At 63.1% G+C, this 17,964-nt stretch carries 18 protein-coding genes; 12 read left to right on the forward strand and 6 right to left on the reverse strand.

Annotation, left to right across the window (positions count from 1 at the left end):
- Window positions 1-39 precede the first annotated feature (39 nt).
- Window positions 40-858 (forward strand): MetQ/NlpA family ABC transporter substrate-binding protein, encoded by an 819-nt coding sequence (locus NCR93_RS29440; RefSeq protein ID WP_502799865.1) that lies wholly within the window; start codon window positions 40-42, stop codon window positions 856-858.
- Between the two features lie 297 nt (window positions 859-1,155).
- Here the strand turns inward: NCR93_RS29440 and NCR93_RS29445 are convergent, their stop codons facing one another.
- Both NCR93_RS29445 and NCR93_RS29450 read right to left on the reverse strand, forming a co-directional pair.
- Complete coding sequence (locus tag NCR93_RS29445) at window positions 1,156-2,592, reverse strand: MFS transporter (protein ID WP_175982443.1); 1,437 nt, start codon at window positions 2,590-2,592, stop codon at window positions 1,156-1,158.
- A 24-nt stretch (window positions 2,593-2,616) separates the two neighbouring features.
- On the reverse strand, window positions 2,617-3,090 hold the full coding sequence (locus tag NCR93_RS29450; RefSeq protein WP_175982442.1) for a nuclear transport factor 2 family protein: 474 nt from the start codon (window positions 3,088-3,090) through the stop codon (window positions 2,617-2,619).
- Between the two features lie 234 nt (window positions 3,091-3,324).
- Here NCR93_RS29450 and NCR93_RS29455 point away from each other — a divergent pair, with 234 nt between their 5' ends.
- From NCR93_RS29455 to NCR93_RS29465, 3 genes are all read left to right on the forward strand, one after another.
- Window positions 3,325-3,948, forward strand: a complete 624-nt coding sequence (locus NCR93_RS29455; protein ID WP_175982441.1) for a TetR/AcrR family transcriptional regulator — start codon at window positions 3,325-3,327, stop codon at window positions 3,946-3,948.
- 461 nt (window positions 3,949-4,409) lie between these two features.
- On the forward strand, window positions 4,410-5,291 hold the full coding sequence (locus tag NCR93_RS29460) for an NmrA family NAD(P)-binding protein (RefSeq protein ID WP_175982488.1): 882 nt from the start codon (window positions 4,410-4,412) through the stop codon (window positions 5,289-5,291).
- A gap of 84 nt (window positions 5,292-5,375) precedes the next feature.
- Window positions 5,376-5,837 (forward strand): MarR family winged helix-turn-helix transcriptional regulator, encoded by a 462-nt coding sequence (locus NCR93_RS29465; protein WP_008345403.1) that lies wholly within the window; start codon window positions 5,376-5,378, stop codon window positions 5,835-5,837.
- Between the two features lie 75 nt (window positions 5,838-5,912).
- Here the strand turns inward: NCR93_RS29465 and NCR93_RS29470 are convergent, their stop codons facing one another.
- A complete protein-coding gene (locus tag NCR93_RS29470) occupies window positions 5,913-7,094 on the reverse strand; it encodes an MFS transporter (RefSeq protein ID WP_175982440.1) in 1,182 nt (393 codons plus the stop codon).
- 144 nt (window positions 7,095-7,238) lie between these two features.
- Here NCR93_RS29470 and NCR93_RS29475 point away from each other — a divergent pair, with 144 nt between their 5' ends.
- The gene (locus NCR93_RS29475) at window positions 7,239-8,108 is read left to right on the forward strand and encodes a LysR family transcriptional regulator (RefSeq protein WP_241814143.1); all 870 of its coding nucleotides are present in this window, start codon (window positions 7,239-7,241) and stop codon (window positions 8,106-8,108) included.
- 34 nt (window positions 8,109-8,142) lie between these two features.
- On the opposite strand, the gene NCR93_RS29480 is transcribed toward NCR93_RS29475, so the two are convergent.
- Window positions 8,143-8,949 (reverse strand): phytanoyl-CoA dioxygenase family protein, encoded by an 807-nt coding sequence (locus NCR93_RS29480; protein WP_008345400.1) that lies wholly within the window; start codon window positions 8,947-8,949, stop codon window positions 8,143-8,145.
- 103 nt (window positions 8,950-9,052) lie between these two features.
- Here NCR93_RS29480 and NCR93_RS29485 point away from each other — a divergent pair, with 103 nt between their 5' ends.
- From NCR93_RS29485 to NCR93_RS29510, 6 genes are all read left to right on the forward strand, one after another.
- Window positions 9,053-9,961, forward strand: coding sequence for a LysR family transcriptional regulator (locus tag NCR93_RS29485; protein WP_175982438.1), 909 nt, complete (start codon window positions 9,053-9,055; stop codon window positions 9,959-9,961).
- A 234-nt stretch (window positions 9,962-10,195) separates the two neighbouring features.
- A complete protein-coding gene (locus NCR93_RS29490; protein ID WP_175982437.1) occupies window positions 10,196-11,095 on the forward strand; it encodes a LysR family transcriptional regulator in 900 nt (299 codons plus the stop codon).
- 185 nt (window positions 11,096-11,280) lie between these two features.
- Window positions 11,281-12,627: an MFS transporter gene (locus NCR93_RS29495; RefSeq protein ID WP_033535663.1), complete on the forward strand. Its 1,347-nt coding sequence runs from the start codon at window positions 11,281-11,283 to the stop codon at window positions 12,625-12,627.
- Window positions 12,624-13,664: an amidohydrolase family protein gene (locus NCR93_RS29500; RefSeq protein ID WP_175982436.1), complete on the forward strand. Its 1,041-nt coding sequence runs from the start codon at window positions 12,624-12,626 to the stop codon at window positions 13,662-13,664. The genes NCR93_RS29495 and NCR93_RS29500 overlap by 4 nt, the downstream gene beginning before the upstream one ends.
- Window positions 13,661-14,329, forward strand: a complete 669-nt coding sequence (locus NCR93_RS29505; protein ID WP_175982435.1) for an RraA family protein — start codon at window positions 13,661-13,663, stop codon at window positions 14,327-14,329. The genes NCR93_RS29500 and NCR93_RS29505 overlap by 4 nt, the downstream gene beginning before the upstream one ends.
- A gap of 65 nt (window positions 14,330-14,394) precedes the next feature.
- On the forward strand, window positions 14,395-14,787 hold the full coding sequence (locus tag NCR93_RS29510; protein WP_175982434.1) for a hypothetical protein: 393 nt from the start codon (window positions 14,395-14,397) through the stop codon (window positions 14,785-14,787).
- Between the two features lie 52 nt (window positions 14,788-14,839).
- On the opposite strand, the gene NCR93_RS29515 is transcribed toward NCR93_RS29510, so the two are convergent.
- Together NCR93_RS29515 and NCR93_RS29520 are read right to left on the reverse strand one after the other, a co-directional pair.
- Window positions 14,840-16,411 (reverse strand): S53 family peptidase, encoded by a 1,572-nt coding sequence (locus tag NCR93_RS29515; RefSeq protein WP_175982433.1) that lies wholly within the window; start codon window positions 16,409-16,411, stop codon window positions 14,840-14,842.
- 93 nt (window positions 16,412-16,504) lie between these two features.
- A complete protein-coding gene (locus NCR93_RS29520; RefSeq protein WP_175982432.1) occupies window positions 16,505-16,828 on the reverse strand; it encodes a DUF4148 domain-containing protein in 324 nt (107 codons plus the stop codon).
- Window positions 16,829-17,023: 195 nt separating this feature from the next.
- On the opposite strand from NCR93_RS29520, the gene NCR93_RS29525 reads away from it, so the two are divergent.
- Window positions 17,024-17,959: a cation diffusion facilitator family transporter gene (locus tag NCR93_RS29525; protein ID WP_239295328.1), complete on the forward strand. Its 936-nt coding sequence runs from the start codon at window positions 17,024-17,026 to the stop codon at window positions 17,957-17,959.
- The last annotated feature ends 5 nt before the right edge of the window (window positions 17,960-17,964 follow it).

The following is a 17,964-nucleotide window of genomic DNA, read 5'->3' on the forward strand; positions in this document are numbered from 1 at the left end:
GACCGGGTTCGCCATCCTCACGACAAGGACACAGTTCTCGTGCAACGATTCTCCCTTTCCCTTCTGCGCGCGCTGCTATGCGCATTTTTTGCCGTGGTCGTGAGCGCGACCGCGCAGGCGGAAACGCCCTTGCTCAAGATCGGCGTGACGAGCGGACCTCATGAGGAAATCTTCGAGGCGGTGAAAAAGGTCGCGGAGCGCGACTACGGTCTGCGCATCAAGATCGTGTCGTTCAACGACTATATTCAGCCCGACGCGGCCCTCGACGCAGGCGATCTCGATGCCAACAGCTACCAGCACCGGCCTTTCCTCTCCTCGCAGATTCGCGCGCGCGGCTACAAGCTGGTCGGCATCGGCCGCACGTGGATCGGGCCGATCGGACTCTATTCGAAGCGTTACCGGAAGTACTCGGACCTGCCGGACGGCGCGACCATCGGCATTCCGAACGATCCCGCCAACGAGAGCCGGATTCTCCTGCTGTTGCAGAAGGCGGGCAGCATTCGGCTGCGACAGGGCATCGATCCTGTCACGGGCGTCAACGCGACGCCCCTCGACATCATCGACAATCCCAGGCACTTCCGATTCAAGGAAGTGGATGCGGCGCAGCTTCCGCGCACGCTCGACGATTTCGACGCTACGACGGTCAATGCGGACTATGCGATCAAGGCCGGACTCAACCCGGCGAAGGACACGATCCTGCGCGAGGACGGCTCCGGGGTCTACGCGTGTCTGATCGCCGTACGCGAGCAGGATGCGAACAAGCCGTGGGTGCAGCAGATCGTCGCCGCCTATCAGTCTCCCGAAGTCAGGCAGTTCATCCTGTCGCGCTATCGAGGCGCGATCATTCCGGCATTCTGAGGGGCCGACAGACGCGCCTTCGCCGACCGATGCAAACCGCGGATAAGACACGATATCGCGCCGGACCGACTTCGCGCTCAGCGCGACAGAGACTGCGGAGCGTGCCCTCGCGGATGGGTATCGAGCGCGGGGGAGGCGTCGTCTTCCGGCTCGGCGGACAGGTCCCGCTTGAAGGTGCCCGAGCGCCGGTCCTGGCGCATTGGCGCTCGAACCGACGATGGTGCTGGCCGAAATGGCACGGGGTCGCCATCGACATGTCCACGGCCCTGCAATGCCGTGAGTGATGGCGCGCCGGACTCAACGAGGCGCCGCCCTCGCAGCGGCATGAATGCTCGATCTCGAAGCGACGATAGACAGGACGGCCGAAACGGTCAGACTGCCGCCGACGCACATCATGGCGATGACCAGTGCCCTGGCCAAGGTCACCGAATCCGGGGAAGTCCCCGCGACACTGAAGAAAACACCGCCGATGACCGCGACACCCAGTGCTGCGCTGATTTGCAACGCCGAATTCGTGATGCCCGCGATCATCCCGGAACCGGTCGCCGGTGCGCGATTGATAACCGAGCGCACCAGCGTCGGCAGCGCCCAGCCCTGACCGAATCCCAAGAGCGCTACTGCTCCTATCAGCGGAAACTGAGCCGGCATCTGTCCGGGCGCGCCGGCCACGAGGGCGGCGAGGAGTATGCAGCCGGCGGCCTCCAGCATCATGCCGATGGCGGGGACGCGGTCGCCGAAGAGGCGAATGGCCAGCGGGGTCGTCAGCGGCCCGATAAAGGCGCCGACACCGAACGGAAGGAACACCAGCCCTGTCTCGAATGGGCTCATCCCAAGCGCCGCCTGGAGGTAGACGGAGAACGTCAGGAAGAATGCAGAGACGACGTAGAAGAAAAGGACGCCCGTAAGCCCGCTCATCAGGCCGGGCCTGCGGATCAGCTCCACGCTGATTAGAGGCACGCCGCCTCGGCGGGCGTAGGCCATCTCATATCGGCAGAAGCCCACCCCGGCGACGGGGGATGCGATCAGCATTGCGCAGGCCCACCACGGCCAATCCAGCTCCCGCCCTTCGACCAGAGGCACGATGAGGAAGGCCAGCGTGAGTGCGCAGAGCAGCACGCCGATTCGGTCTACAGGTGCCGGGCTGTCACCGCGGACGTCGGGTAGCAACGGCAGCCCGAAGATCAGAACAGCGGCGACGACGGGCAAGTTGATGAGAAAGACGACGCGCCACTCAAGGTGAAAGACGTCCGCAGAGATCAACGCGCCCCCGAGCGCCTGCGCGGCTACGGCGGCCAGACCCACCGCCGCGCCGTATAGGCCCAAGGCGCGCGCACGCTCTTTCTCTGGAAACAGGGCGTGAATGGAGGCCAGTCCTTGCGGCGCCATGGCGGCGGCGCTCAGACCCTGCAGCACTCGCCCGAGGATCAGTATGGCGGGCGACGATGCGAGCCCGCAGATCACCGATGTCAGTCCGAAGCCCGTGACGCCGATCAGAAAGATACTTCGTCGTCCGAATAGATCGCCTAGCCGTCCGCCTGTGATAAGGAAAACCGCGTAGGCCGCGGCATATCCGGAAATGACGAGTTGCAGCTCCGCAGCGCTCGTGTGGAGCGTGCTCTGGATGGACGGCAGGGCGACGTTCACGATGAAGAAGTCCAGCGGCGGCAGAAATGCGCCCACCAGCAACACCGCGAACGCCGACCATCGACGTGTGGAAGAGGTTGTCATATGCATAAGTCCCGGCGGCCGCGGGCCGCATCAAGCCGGACGGCCGAAGCGCTCCGTTCCCGCGATGGGCTGCCAGTTCTGGAGCGGCGTCGCGTAGTGCATGGTGAAGGTGCGCTCCACGAATGCCCAGCGGCCTTCGCGTCGCTGATAGATGTCGCGGTATTGGCCGCTCACCTGTAGCGTGCCCTGATCGACGTCGTAGAAAAGACAGTCCGCCGCTACAAGGCCGTGGCCGTTGTCACCGTCCACCGTGATTAGCGCGTTCGCCATCCAATGATGCATGTGGGGCATGCGCTTCATGTTGATGCGCGCTTGCGCCAGGATCGCCTCCAGGCCATCGGAGTTGCCGTTCGCGCCCAGGTGCAGTCGCGAGTCGGGATGCCAGAGCGTGGCCAGCAGCTCGATATTCATGGTGTCGAACGCCTCGGCGTAGTTGGCGATCAGCGCCTCGATGGCGAAGCGGCTGTCGATGGCGTCAAGACGTGCTTCGAGTTCTTTGGACATTGGCTTATTCCATACCGAATGGTACACAAATAGCTAAAAAAATGCGGGATTCGTGTGATGACCCCGCGCGGCTCCGGCTTTACATACCGAATGGTACATATTTAAAAGAATACGGAAGGCTGTGTCAACCGCTTTCTTGAACGGCCCGCTGACATGCACCAGAGGTGCCGACTCGCGACTTGCAACGAAATTATGTATCGACTAGTATGTATATTTCGACTGAAGGAGATGTTCATGGTTCAGCGGGGTCGGCCACGCACGTTCGACCGCGATGCGGCAATCATTTCGGCGATGCATCTGTTCTGGGAACATGGCTATGAATCGACGTCTTTGTCGCAGTTGAAGGCCGCGATCGGCGGGGGCATCTCCGCGCCCAGCTTCTATGCGGCCTTCGAGTCCAAAGAGGCGCTGTACAAGGAGGCGCTGGAACGATACATGGAGATTTACGGCAAGGTGACGCGCAGTCTCCATGACACGTCGCTTCCGCCACGGGAGGGCGTGTTTCTGGCGATGCTTCGGTCGGCAAGGATGCAGACCGAGAGCGGCCACCCGAAAGGCTGTATGGTCGCGCTAGGTGTCGGGGCCAGTTCCACCGGCAGCGAAGCCGTCACTCAGTTGCTTCGTGAGGTGCGCAATCGCACGCGCGCTGGCTTCCGCGCCTGCGTGGCACGGGGCATCAAGAGTGGGGAGCTGCGCAGCAGCACGGATCCGGCGTCGCTATCCATCGCGCTCGACTGCTTTTTTCAGGGGTTGTCCGTGCTCGCCCGCGATTCAGTCCGGCATGCCGTCATCGAGAAGGCCGTGAACGACGCGATGGGGATCTGGGATGCCGCAGTAGACCGGCCGATGCCGCAGTAGTAGCGCGTGGTGCCGTGGAAGGCACCGATGCATATCATCACGATCGCCCATTCCCGCCGCCGCGCATGTACCGCTGTTAGCACCGGCAACACGCGGCCGGCCTCGTATATGTCGCGATACTGCTTCCGCTGTCCGTTCACGCGCTTCCAGATGACAAGGTAATCGCCCGCGTCATTCCGCAGGGACTTGGCCATCGGCCTTGCTGTCGCATCCGAATGAGGATGACCGGAAGCTGCCGGGGATAGCGCTCTCCGCGCTGTATTCGACGGGGCGCATGGCGCATGGAGAGCGGCAGAGCGCGTCGTCTCCCTGCTTTCGTTTGAAGGATGTCTGTCGGCCGAATTTGCGCCGACGCTCCGCTCTGCGTGAAAGAGCCGACAAAAAACTTGACTATACGAGCATATGCACCTAATCTCCATCTCAAGAGAGCATATGCTCTCACTTTCAAACGGAGCGAAGCGATGAACGGACCTGAGATTCTTGTGAGCGGTGCAACCGGACGGACCGGAGGCAATGCTATTGACGAACTGCTCGAGATGGGCAAACGCGTGCGGGCATATGTGCGTACGGATGACGATCGAGCGGAAGCGCTGAGGCAGCGCGGCGTCGATGTCGCGGTCGGGGACTTTACCGACATCGACGATATTCGGGCAGCGATGGAAGGCATTCGATCGGCCTATTTCCTTCATCCGATTGCGCCGGGAATCATCGGGGCCGCGGCCTATTTCGCGCAGGCAGCAAAGGAAGCGGGCGTCACGGCGATCGTCAACATGTCGCAGATTTCCGCGCGTCGGGAATCGATGAGCCACGCAGCACAGGATCACTGGGTCTCCGAGCGAGTCTTCGATTGGTCGGGTGTCGCGACTACGCATTTGCGCCCGACGTTCTTTGCCGATTGGCTCGTCTATCCGCATTTCGCGCGGGAAATTTGGGCCACGAAGAAGATCGAATTTCCGTTCGGCAACGGCCGTCACGCGCCTATCTCCAGCGACGATCAGGGACGCGTGATCGCCCACATCCTCGCCAACCCCGAAGGCCACGAGGGCAGGACCTACACGCTCCACGGCCCCGTCGAGATGAATCACGTCGAGATCGCAGCCAAAATGAGCGAGGTTCTCGGCGCCCGGATCGAATACGCGCCGACTTCCATCGAGGAGTTTCGGATCAAGATGGAAACCCTTTACAAGTTTCCGCCGTTCCTCACGCAGCATCTGGTCGAAGTCGCGCAGGACTATCGCGACGGCATTTTCTCGGGCACTAACGACGCCGTCGAGAAGATCACCGGGAAGCCGCCGCTGTCGGTCCAGGAGTTCGTCGCGAAGTATCGGGACGCCTTCGTGTGAACAGGTCCTTGAATAGCTATCGCCGCACCTTCGCACGACGCGCGCGTAAGCTTCTCGCAATTAACCGAATGAGGAGTGCAACGGATGTTGCCAGTAAATAAGCCGCTCGGCATCGATCAATGCAACTGCTTCGCCGTGAGGAAGGCGAGCAGGCAGATCTCCCGACTCTACGATAGCCATCTCGAGCCCTCGGGTCTGCGCATCACGCAATTCCTCACCCTGGCCGCCCTGCGCGAAGTGGGAAGTACCCCGGTCAACGCGCTTGCCGAACGGCTCGATATCGAACGAACCGCGATGGGGAAGATGGTGGGCTTCCTGGAGCGCGACGGTTTCGTCACGATCAAGCCCTCGCCCACCGATGGCCGAAGCCGCCTTGTCGAACTCACCAAGGAGGGACGGCGCCTGCATGAAAGAGCAGCCCCTCTCTGGCAGGAAGCGCAACGGGAGTTCGAGCAGTTGAACGGTGCGGACAACGTTCTCGCGTTACGAGAACGGTTGAGAGGGGTACTCATCGGCGACGTGTCGATGCGTTCGTCGGAAGACTGAGCCTTCCGATGCACTGCGGCAAGAACGTCATTCGTCAAGCACGTGTTCCGCAACCAGATCACCGCACATGTCGAATCAATCGCGCAAACATCTTTCCTGCACGCCGGCACCGGCCACCCCCGGTCCGGCCTGCAACGCCAAAGACCCGCACGCGAGAATGAGGCCGACACCACACACTCCCGGCCATTGCCATACGCTCCACGCCCACACGCCCAGCAACGAACCGAGCGCGCCGCCCGCGAAGCGAATCGTCATATACAGCGTGTTAATGCGGCTCATCGCATCGCTCCTGATGCTCATGCTGCGTGCCATGTTTGCGACGTGTGCGCTTTGCAGCCCGAAATCGAGAAGGATCACACCGGCGATCAGACCGGCGATACCGTAGCCCACCCACGCGAAGATTGCGAACGCCATGAAGAAAATTGCGGAGCTCGCCAAAACCACAAGACGCGGATTGCGCTTGTCTATCAGCTTGCCCGCTCCCGTCGAGGCCAGCGCTCCGACCACGCCCACAAGTCCGAACAGACCGGCGATCTCGCTGCCGTAATGCGCATTCATGCTGCGCAAATGAAACGTCAGCGTGACCCAGAATGCGCTGAACGCAGCGAACTGAAGGGCCGCGATCGCCGACGTCCGGCGCAAGAGCGCCTCTTCGCGGATCAGCGTCCATAGCGAACCCATCAGGCGTCGGTACGTGCCCGACCAAGTCGGCGTCGAGCGAGGCAGCCTGTGCGACAGTACGGCGGCCGTGACAAGCATCGCTGCGGATGCAAGCCAGTACACGGTCCGCCATCCGCAATGCTGGGCGATCGATCCGGATACCGCGCGCGACATGAGGATGCCGGATAGCAATCCGAACATCACGATGCCGACCGCTTCGCCGCGTCGCTCGGGTCCTGCAATTTGCGCCGCGAAGGGCGTGAGCAACTGCGGCGCGACGCTGGTAAGCCCGGTCAGGAAACTGGCGGCCACGAGCCAGTCGAGTGTCGGTGACACTGCCACTGCGGCGAGTGCGAGGCTCGAGATGCACAGCAGCGTGCCCAGTATCGAACGTCGATCGAGCATGTCGCCCAGCGGAACGAAGAGCAGAAGTCCGAGCGCATAGCCGGTCTGCGTCGCAACCGATGCTGCACCGGCTGCGCGCTCGGTGGTGTGAAACGTGAGCGCGAAGTCGGCGAGCAAGGGCTGGTTGTAGTAGTTGTTCGCGACCACGATGCCCGCCGCCGCGGCCATCAGCCAATACACCGACCGTTTCATCTCTGTGCTCCTCAGGCTGCGCCCCGCCTTTGCTATTCCGTTTGCGACGAATGTAGACTATTCCGGATTTCGCCAGTATCCCTCTGATGCGGCAATCACCCTTGCTGAATACGGAAGAGCCGAATCATGGACCGCCTCGAAGCAATGAACGTCTACGTGCGGGTCGTCGATGCCGGTAGTTTGTCGGCCGCCGCGCGCGCGATTCCGATGTCGCTAACTTCGGTCAGCAGGCACATTTCGGCGCTGGAAGAGCATTTCGGCGCGCAACTGCTTCGACGCACCACACGCCATCTCGCGATGACCGACGAAGGTCGCATCCTGTACGACCGCGCGAAGGCAATCCTTGGCGAAGTGGATGAACTCGGCAGTGCGATGTCGGCGGGGCGTGGCAAGCTCTCTGGCCGCCTACGGCTCAGCGCGCCGAACCTGCTCGGCCGGCTGGTGATCGCGCCACTTTTGCCGCGCTTTCTCGAGCTTCATCCGGACGTGGCTGTTGATCTCCTGCTCGTCGATCGTGCGGTCAATCTGGTCGACGAGGGTCTGCATCTCGCCGTGCGCATCGGGCGTCTGCCGGATTCGAGCCTCGTCGCGCGCAAGCTCGGCGACATTCAGATGGTGACCTGCGCAGCGCCCGCGTACCTCGCGCATCGCGGCACGCCTCGTACTCCCGGCGATCTGCGCAAGCACGATTGCCTCGTCTTTTCAGACGCACCTGGGGCCGTTGACTGGCGCTTCGAGTCGCGTGCGATGCGCACGCGCGTCAGCGTAACGGGCCGTCTGTGGATGAATAGCCTGGACGCGCTGGTACTGGCGTCGATTCAAGGTGCCGGGATCGTGCGCGCGCCCGCATGGCAGGTCGCGGAGCACGTCCAGTCGGGTCGCTTGCGGCCCGTCCTGGAGATGTACGCACCGCCCGCAACGCCGGTCCACGTGCTGTTTGAACGCGTGAAATTGTCGTCGCCGAAAATCCGGATCTTCGCCGACTATCTCGTCGAACATTGGCCATCCGCGTGACCGTCTTGCGCCAGGCAAGCGACGCCGCGCAAGTTCAACCGATCCGAACGCTGTCGAGAATCTCGTCTGAACCGGCCTCGAGCGGAGCGAAATTGGTCGAGCGCACATAATCCGGTCGCGGCTGCTCTACTTCTTCAGGCTTGTTCTTCACCTGGTTGTAGACGATATAGGCCTGCCATCGATCGTCACCGGACAGGTTATGACCCGAAGCATGCACAATGTTCGCGTCGAAAAACACGACTGTTCCCGGGCGGCCGATGATAGGCACGGCCTTGGGATGGCTCGACAAAATATCGAGCATGGTCGGCTTCGGTACCACGTAGAAGCGATAACCGGTTGCCTCGTCGAACGTCGGATCGAGCGAACCCAGTTTGTGGCTCCCCGGGATGAAGTAGAGACATCCGCCCATTTCGGTCGGCTGGTCGAGCATGACCAAGGCAGTTGTCATCCGCGGCTCTTTCACGCCGTCGATATGCCAGGTGCCGAAGTCTTGATGCCATTGCCAGACGGAACCGTCGATTGCCGTCTTCAAATTGCACTTCGTGTGATAGACGTAGAGCTGGTCATCGTCGATCAGTTGTTGTGCCGGCCCGAGCAATCTGGGAGAGCGCACTGCGGCGTGAAAAACCGCCGATGCCGTCGGACTTTCTGTCTCGTGAACCTTGTAGATGGTTTTTGCAATGCCGCCCGTTTTTTCCCGGACAAGATGGTCGGTGTCAATCTTCTGGATTCGGCGCAACTCGCTCTTCATATGCGCAATTTCTTCTTCTGAGAAAAGCTCCGGCAGAACAACGAATCCATCGCGCTCGTATGCTTCCAACTGTGACGCGGTAAGTTCCATGAGGGCTCTCCTGACTTGTCGGCGCAATGTCACGATCGTAAGACCGGTCACGTCCAATGTAAAAGATATAATAAGTTGCGTATCGATACCTCAGAGGTTCCACATGGAACTGCGTCATCTACGCTACTTTCTGGTGGTGGCACGCACACTCAACTTCACGAAAGCGGCGGATGAACTGCACATGGCGCAGCCGCCGTTGAGCCGGCAGATACGCGATCTGGAAGAAGAACTCGGCGTAGCGCTTTTTGAGCGACGGGGCAAACGAGTGTTTCTTTCGTCGGCGGGCCAGGTCTTCGAAGAACGGGCCAAGCGAATCCTGATGGAAACGAACTCCGCGATCGTGGATTCGCAACGCGCGGCACGAGGGGAAGTCGGCCGGGTGGCGGTGGGGTTCTTCGAGCACATCGCGTATACACTGCTGCCGCCGCTCTTGCGCGAATTTCAGCAGCGTTATCCCGCGGTGACAGTCGAGCTTCGATGGTTTTCCTCCGCGGAACAGATCAATGCGCTCGACCGAGGGGACATCGATCTGGCGTTCGTCCGCTCTTTGCCGCCTGATACGCGAATGAACAGCGTCTTGTTGCTTCAGGAGCCGTTTTACGTTGCTATCGCCAAGGACAACCCACTCGCAGCAAAACGGCGGATTTCCATCAAGGACTGCAGGCAGTTGCGCGTCATCAATTACCGGAAAGATGTCGCGCCGGACTATCACGCCACCATCAACCAGTTGTGCGCGCTTGCCGGATTTTCCCCATCCACGAGCTTTGAAATGGGGCAGATCTACGCTTCGCTTGGCCTCGTAAGCGCCGGGTTTGGCGTGACGCTCGTACCGGCGTCAGTTCAACGAACGCACATGGACAACGTCGTCTATCGTCCTCTGCGCGAACAGCACGCGAAAAGCGAACTCTACCTCGCGTGGAAGGAACCCGGTCCGCCCCCCGCGCTAGGCTCTTTTGTTCAACTAGCGCGCGAGATAGCCGCGCACTACCCGCGAAAAGCGAAGGTCGAGTAAGCGCGAAGCGGTACGGTGTCAATGGCGATGAACAGGTTGGTTTTGAAAAAGGGAAAATGTCGGCGAACCTGCTCTGCTGTGCGGCCACCCTATGCGACGCTGATGCGATTGCTCGATCGCCACGCATTCGGCAAGATTCGGTGATCGCTTCGCCCGACGTCATCCAGCACACCGCCTGCATCGGCGCGCACTCATGCGTTTGCAACGTTCGCCATCGTATCCAAGAAGGTCGACATGAATTTCAGGTCCTTACAGTGCTTCGTCATTCTCGCGGAGGAACTGAACTTCAGCCGCGCGGCCGAGCGGCTGCATATCGCGCAACCGGCGTTGAGCCAGCAGATCCGGCTGCTGGAAGAGCGGCTCGGCACGCAACTCGTCGATCGCGCGAGACGCCCGCTGCGGCTCACCGAGGCGGGCCACTATCTCTGCACCGAAGCGCGTCAGATTCTCGGCTCGTGGGAACAAGCCAGTCTGGGCGCGCAGGAAATCGGCATCGGGCGGCGCGGCTGGCTGTCGATCGGGTTCACGCGATCCGCGATGTACAGCATCCTGCCGCCCGCGCTGAAGGCGTTCCATCACTCGTATCCGGAAGTCGAGCTCAAGCTCTTCGAGATGCTGACCGAAGAACAGACCGATGCACTGCGCGACCTGCGCATTCATGTCGGCATCGGACGTCAGCCGCTCGACATCCCCGGTTGCACGTCGTATCCGCTGCTGCGTGAACATGTGGTGGCCGTGCTGTCGCCGGATCATCCGCTGGCGGGCAGGAAGAAGGTGCGTATCGCCGAACTCGAAGACACGCCGCTCATCGTGTATCCGAAGCATCAGAACGCGCAGTTCAAGCGCACCGTGCAGTCCTTGTATCGCGATGCGGGCGTCACGCCTTTCATCGCGCATCAGGCTTACGAAATCCAGACGGCGATCGCGCTCGTCGCGGCGGGGCTCGGCGTGACCTTCGTCGGCGAATCGGTGGCGCGGCATGGACGCACCGACGTCGTGTTCCGTCAGCTCTCAGGCCCGGGTGCGTCGCGCTGGTCGACGCTCGCCGCCACATTCCGCACGGACGACGATTCGGCGCATCTGCGTGCCTTTCTCGCGTGCCTTCCTCCGCCGCTGACCGGCGCCGCACTATAAGAGAACGCTTATAGAAGCATAAGGAACGCGTCTTGGACGCGGGCCGGCGCGCTACTTATCATCGATTTTCATGTCCTGGCCGGCATGCCTTACGCGCAGCCGAACGGACAGACGAGCGGCGCAGGCCGTTTGTAAAGCGAGGCCGCAGAGCCTCGCGATCCGATGAAAAAGAACGTGGAGACGGCATGGCCCCATTCAACGAAGCAGCAACGATGCGAAAGGTATACGGGCGGCTCATGCCCCTGCTCTTCGCGATGATGTTCTTCAACTACCTCGATCGCATCAACATCGGCTTTGCCGCGCTCGACATGAACAAGGCGCTCGGCTTCAGCCCCGCCGTGTTCGGCTTCGCAGGCAGCATCTTCTTCGTCGGCTACATGGTGCTCGAGGTGCCGAGCAATCTGCTGCTGCATCGCGTGGGCGCGCGCCGCTGGATCGCGCGCATCCTGCTCACGTGGGGCGCGGTCGCGGCCGTCACCGCGTTCGTATTCGACGACAAGAGCTTCTACGTGCTGCGCTTTCTGCTCGGCGTCATGGAAGCGGGTTTCCTGCCGGGCGTCGCGGTCTATCTGACGAAGTGGTTCCCCGAGCGCTATCGGGCGCGCGCGGTCGGCGGCTACATCATCGCGGGATCGTTTTCCGCCGTGCTCGGCGGCCCGATCTCGACCGCGCTGATGACCTACGCGAACGGCATCCTCGGCCTGCAGGGATGGCAATGGATGTTCATCCTCGAAGGCATTCCGGCGATGCTGCTCGGCCTGCTCACGCTGCGCATCATGACGGAGCGCCCCGCCGACGCCGACTGGCTCGCCGACGACGAAAAGCGCTGGCTCGAAACGACGCTCGCGGCAGAGCGCGAAGCGGTCGGCGGCAACGCGCACTTCCCGCTGCTGCGCGTGGCGGGCGATGTCCGCGTATGGAGCCTCGCGTGTCTCTTCGGCTGCGCGCTCGTCGGCATCTACGGGCTCTTTCTGTGGCTGCCGCAGATCGTCAAGAGTCTCGGTCATCTGAGCAACATCGAAGTCGGCTTTCTTTCCGCCGCGCCGCCGCTTCTCGGCGTGCTCGGCACGTTCATCATCAGCCGCAGTTCGGACCGCACGGGCGACCGCAAGAAGCACCTCGCGTTCGTCTACGGCATGAGCGCACTCGCGATCGCGGGCAGCGCGTATGCGCCGAATCCGGTCGTCGCCTATGCGCTGCTGTGCGTGACCGGCCTCTTCATCTACGCAGGCAATCCGCTGTTCTGGAGCCTCGCCTCGTCGTTCAGGACCGGCGCGGCGGGCGCGGCGACCATCGCGCTCATCAACACGATCGCGCAGTTCGGCGGCCTCGTCGGGCCGTGGAGCATCGGGCTCGTGCGCAACGCGACGGGCAACTTCAAGCTCGCGTTGCTGACGATCGCGGCGTTCCTCGTCGTCGCGACGATCATCGCGCTCGTCATGCGCGTGAAGCCCGCCGACGACGAAGACACTTCGCTGCCCGCATCCGATTCGCACGAAGCGGGCGCACAACGACAGGAAAACCACGCATGATCATCGATTGTCACGGTCACTACACGACCTCGCCGCCGCAGCACGAAGCATGGCGCGCGCAGCAGATCGCCGCGCTGAAGGACGGCGCATCGGCGCCGCCGCGCCCCGCCATCTCCGACGATGAAATCCGCGAAAGCATCGAGAACGGCCAGCTTCGCATCCAGCGCGAGCGCGGCACCGATCTCACGATCTTCTCGCCGCGCGCCGCCGGCATGGGCCATCATCTGGCGACGGCGGAGGCCAACGCGGTCTGGTCGGAAGCATGCAACGACCTCGTGCATCGCGTCGTCGAACTGTTTCCGCGTAATTTCGTCGGCGTCTGTCAGTTGCCGCAAGCGCCGGGCGTGGCGCCCGAGAATTGCATCGCCGAACTGCGCCGCTGCGTGGAAGAGCTGGGTTTCATCGGCTGCAATCTGAATCCCGATCCTTCGGGCGGGCACTGGTCCGGGCTGCCGCTCACCGACCGCTCGTGGTATCCGCTCTACGAAGCGATGGTCGAGCTCGACGTGCCCGCGATGATCCACGTTTCGTCGTCGTGCAATCCGAACTTTCATGCGACCGGCGCGCATTACATCAACGGCGATACATCGGCGTTCATGCAATTGCTCCAAGGCGATCTGTTCGCGGATTTCCCGACGCTCAAGTTCGTCATTCCGCACGGCGGCGGCGCGGTGCCGTATCACTGGGGACGATATCGCGGACTCGCGCAGGACATGAAGCGGCCGCTGCTCACCGAATATCTGCTGAACAACGTGTTCTTCGATACCTGCGTCTACCATCAGCCGGGCGCCGAGCTGCTCGCAAAGGTGATTCCGGCGAAGAACATCCTGTTCGCGTCGGAGACGATCGGCGCGGTGCAGGGCATCGATCCCGAAACGGGTCATTACTTCGACGACACGCGCCGTTATATCGACGCGATCGAATGGCTCAGCGACGCGGATCGCCAGCGCATTTTCGAGGACAACGCGCGCGCGGTGTACGGACGGCTTTCCGCGCAACTGGAACGGCAACCATCGAACGAAGGAGCGACCGCATGAATCCGGCCGGATGGCGTGAATACGAATCCGCGGCTCAGGCGAGCCCCGCGACGCTCGCCGCGTTGCGCGAGCTGGCGGTATCGCTTCTGAGCGACAACATGGCCCGCGTGAGCGGCACGACCGGACTGCGTCCCTATCATCGTCCGAAGCCGATGGCCGGCACGGCCGTCACGGTACGCACGCGCGGCGGCGACAATCTCGCGATCCATCGCGCGTTCGACTACTGCCGCCCCGGCGACGTGCTCGTCATCGACGGCGCCGGCGAGCTCACGCAGGCGCTCATGGGCGACATCATGGCGAGCTTCGCGCAGAGCATCGGCGTGCAGGGTCTCGTCATCGACGGCGCGATCCGCGATGTCGGCGCGCTCGGCCAGCGCGACTTTCCCGTGTACGCGCGCGGCGTCACGCATCGTGGGCCGTACAAGAACGGGCCGGGCGAGATCAACGTGCCGGTGACGGTCGGCGGGATGGTGGTGAATCCGGGTGATATCGTCGTCGGCGATGAAGACGGCGTGCTCGCCATCGCGCCCGCCGACATCGAAGCGGTGATCGAAGGCGCGCGCAAGCAGGCGGCGAAGGAAGCGGCGGCGCTCGAGTCGATCGCGGAAGGCCGTTTCGATCGTGCGTGGGTCGCGGTTCAACGCGACCGCATGATGAACGGCTGACGCCTTGCCGAACCGCCGCGAACGCGCGCATGATGGCGCGTTCGCTTCATCGACTATCGACCGCCATGCCCGACTTTCTCGACGCCGCCGCGCTCATCGACCTCGCGCGACGCGCGCAAGCCCGCGCGCCGCAACCCTGCGCGTGCACGAAAACGCCGCTCGACGGCTGGCAATCGCAGCCGCTGTCGCTCGACGAATCGCAGTTCCGCGAGATCGGCACGCTGTTACCGGAGCACGATCCGGAGCCGACCTTCGCCGAATATCTGCCAGGCAAGACGAACTACTGGTCCGCCGATGCGCCCGTCGCGCCGCGCTTCTTTCCGTATAACCGCTGCGGCGTCTGGGAATGCTCGTCCTGCGGGCGGCTGTATCTGCGCTACACGGAAGGCGGCGGCTATTTCGTCGATCGCAGGATTCGCGCGGTGCGCGCGGATCTGATCGAAGACGTCTCGCCGTGACAATGCGCGCTCGCGCAGGAACGTCCGTTTCGCGCGAGCACGCATTTCAGCCTCAACTCACCGCATCCTTCACCTTCTTGCCATCGGGCCGTCCGAGGCCGGTGCAGGCGTCCCATCCGGCTGTCGCGTGGAAATCGTCGTTATTGCCCTTTGTGATGTCGACGAGCGCCAGCGGGTCCTTGTAGAGATGCGGATTGATATACCCCACCGGCGCGCCCTTGATCGCGTTGATGCGCGCGATCAGTCCGGCCCATAGCGGCGCGACCGCGCTCGTTCCGCCGATCACCATGTCGTGACCGTCGACGCGCACTTCGTAGCCGGTCACGGGATCGGCATTGCCGGCGACATCGGGCACGCCGCGCATCGCGAGCGGACTGTGTGCGCCGCCCGCGCGCGTGACCTGCAGCCCTTCCTGCCACGCGGGCAGCGCGAAGAACGAGCTCACGCCGCCGCCGGTCGCGCCGCCGTTGGCGCCGTCGTTCCATACGGTCTCGCTAGCGATTCCGTTGCCGCTCGCCTGCAGCGACGTGCCGCCGCAGCCCAGCGCATACGGACTGGACGCAGGAAAATCGACGTGATCCGCGCCATCGCCCACGCCGTCGCCGGAACCGTTGTCGCCGGATGCTGCGCAAATCGTCACGCCGAGCGCCGCCGCCGACTGAAACGCCTGATCGAACGCGTTCATCGCCTGCTGCGTCCATGCCGATTCCGGACCGCCCCAGCTGATCGAAATCACCGACGGCTTGTTCTTCGTGTCATGAATCGCGGTGCCGATGGCGTCGATAAAACCCGCGTCGGTGTTGGGCGCGAAATAGACGACGATCTTCGCGCCCGGCGCGACCGCGCCCGCGACTTCGATATCGAGCATCACTTCGCCATCGGGACCGTTCGGATCGCCGGTCGGATGGTTCCGTCCGTGATCGACCGAAACCGCGGTCACGGACGGCGCCTTCATATTCAGCGACGCGAAACACGTCTTGAGATCCGCGGGACGGTAGCCGCCGCCCAGCTCGATGATCCCGATGCATTGATTCTGGCCGTCGCCTTGCGGGAAGTCATAGAGCGACGCGAGCTGCACGGGCGTGAACGTCGACGCGCCCGCTGCGCGCGCTGTCCAGCGCACGTTGCCCTGCGCGCGGGTCCGGAAGCTGGGCCGCGCCTGCGGACGGTTGTCGAGACCCATGACGGCATCGACGACGCCGTTCAGTTCATCGGGCAGATGGATCGGTCCCGTGCGGCCGCGATAGGTGAGACCGTCATGTTCGTACTGTTGCAGGCTCACGCCGAAGGCCGCGTCGAACTGCGCGACCGTGCCGGAGAGCACGACCGCGCGCCGCGCCTCGTGACTCTCGACGACCGACAGTCCGTGCTTTTGCGCGAACGCATGGACCGCCGCCAGGTCCGCGCTGTCCGCGCCGAAATGCTTCGTGAACTCGTCGTGATCGATATGCTTCGCCGACGCGCCTTGCGCCGCCAGCGCGCTGATGTGCTTCTCGAACGCATCGTGCGAGCGCCGTCGCACGAGCATGGTGACCTCCAGACGTTCGTTCGGGTCTGCCTTGCCGATGGGCTGCGCGTCCTTTAAACACTCGCGTTCGCTTCCATTGAGCGGATGGTTTGCCATGTCTCAACACTCCTGAGAAACGCCGCCGTCGTGGGTTGCGTTTTCGATGCCTCGCGGGCGGCGGGCGGGCATCGGATGCCGTGCGATACGCGCTTATTGACCGCCGAAATAGATCTGCTTCATCTCCTGCGCTGATGCCGGGCGCATGACGGCGCGAGCGCCCGTCGCCGACGCGCCCGACATCGCGCCGCCATAGCCAGTCGCGTCGTTCCGGCTCGATACGCGCGCCTCCGCTGCCTGGATCGCCGCCGGATAGCCGGGATCCTCGCCTCTGCCCGGGTAGTAGCCGGCCTGCTCCAGTTGCTCGAGCTCGGCGCGCATCTGGGCGCGCGTGAGCGCCGCGTCCGTCTGCGCGAGCGCGGCAATCGGCAGCGCAAGCGCGGACGCCGCCGCGAGCGCCATCAAAATCGGTTTCATGATGATCTCCTTGATGATGCGAAAGTCCGTGACGCGGACGTGCTCGTCCGCAGATGAAAGACGATCACCGATGGAAAAAATCGCATTCTTCGTTGCGCGATATGAACGCGATGCGCGCGAAGGGCAACGCCTTCGCGAATCGTCCGTAGAATCGCGTCAGAATAATGCTGCGCGAAAAGCTGCAAGGAGCTAACGATGTCACAACGAAACACTGACGAGGCGCTTCGTCGCATGGCGTCGATCGTCGCGCTGGTGTTCGCGCTGGTGCTCGTCGTGTTGAAGGTGTGGGCCTGGTTCGCGACCGGATCGATTTCGCTGCTCACCGCCGCAGCCGATGGCCTCGTCGATGTCGTCGCGTCTTCGGTGACGTTCATGGGTGTGCGCTATGCCCTGCGCCCGGTCGACGAGGGGCACCGCTACGGTCACGGCAAGGCCGAAGCGGTGGCGGCGTTCGTGCAGGCGCTGCTGCTCACGGGCGTGGCTGTCGGACTCGGCATCGAATCGGGGCAGCGCGTCGCGAATCCCGAACCGTTGAATCAGACAGACTTCGGGATCGCGGTCATCGTCGTGAGTACGCTTGCGGCCATCGGACTCGTGCTGATGCAGACGTGGGTCGTGAAGCGCACGGGATCGACCGCCATCGCCGCCGACCGCGCGCACTATGCGACCGATATCGCCGTGAATATCGCCGTGCTCGTCGCCCTGCTGCTCGATCACTTGCTCGACTGGCCACGCGCCGACGCAATCGGCGCGCTGTGCATCTCGCTCTACATGCTGTGGAACGCGCGCGGCATGGCGGTGGCTGCGCTCGTGCAACTGCTCGATCGCGAACTGGACGATCCCGAACGCGCGCGCATTGCGGCGGCCGTGACGGCGGTCGAAGGCGTGCAAGGCGTGCACGACATCCGCACGCGAAACGGCGGCGATCGCGTGTTCGTCGAGTTCCATCTCGAAGTGGCCGGCGAGCTGACCGTCGCGCAGGGCCACGCCATCGCCGATGACGCGGAAAGAGCCGTGCAGCGGCTCTTTCAGGCATCGGACGTCACGGCGCACGTCGAACCGGCGGGCATCGTCGACGATCGTCTGGACGACCGCGTGCTCGGCACGGCATCCACCGCCGGCCACAAGTGATTGCA

It is taken from the genome of Caballeronia sp. ATUFL_F1_KS39 (genome assembly GCF_023630985.1).
Taxonomy (GTDB): Bacteria; Pseudomonadota; Gammaproteobacteria; order Burkholderiales; family Burkholderiaceae; genus Caballeronia; species Caballeronia zhejiangensis.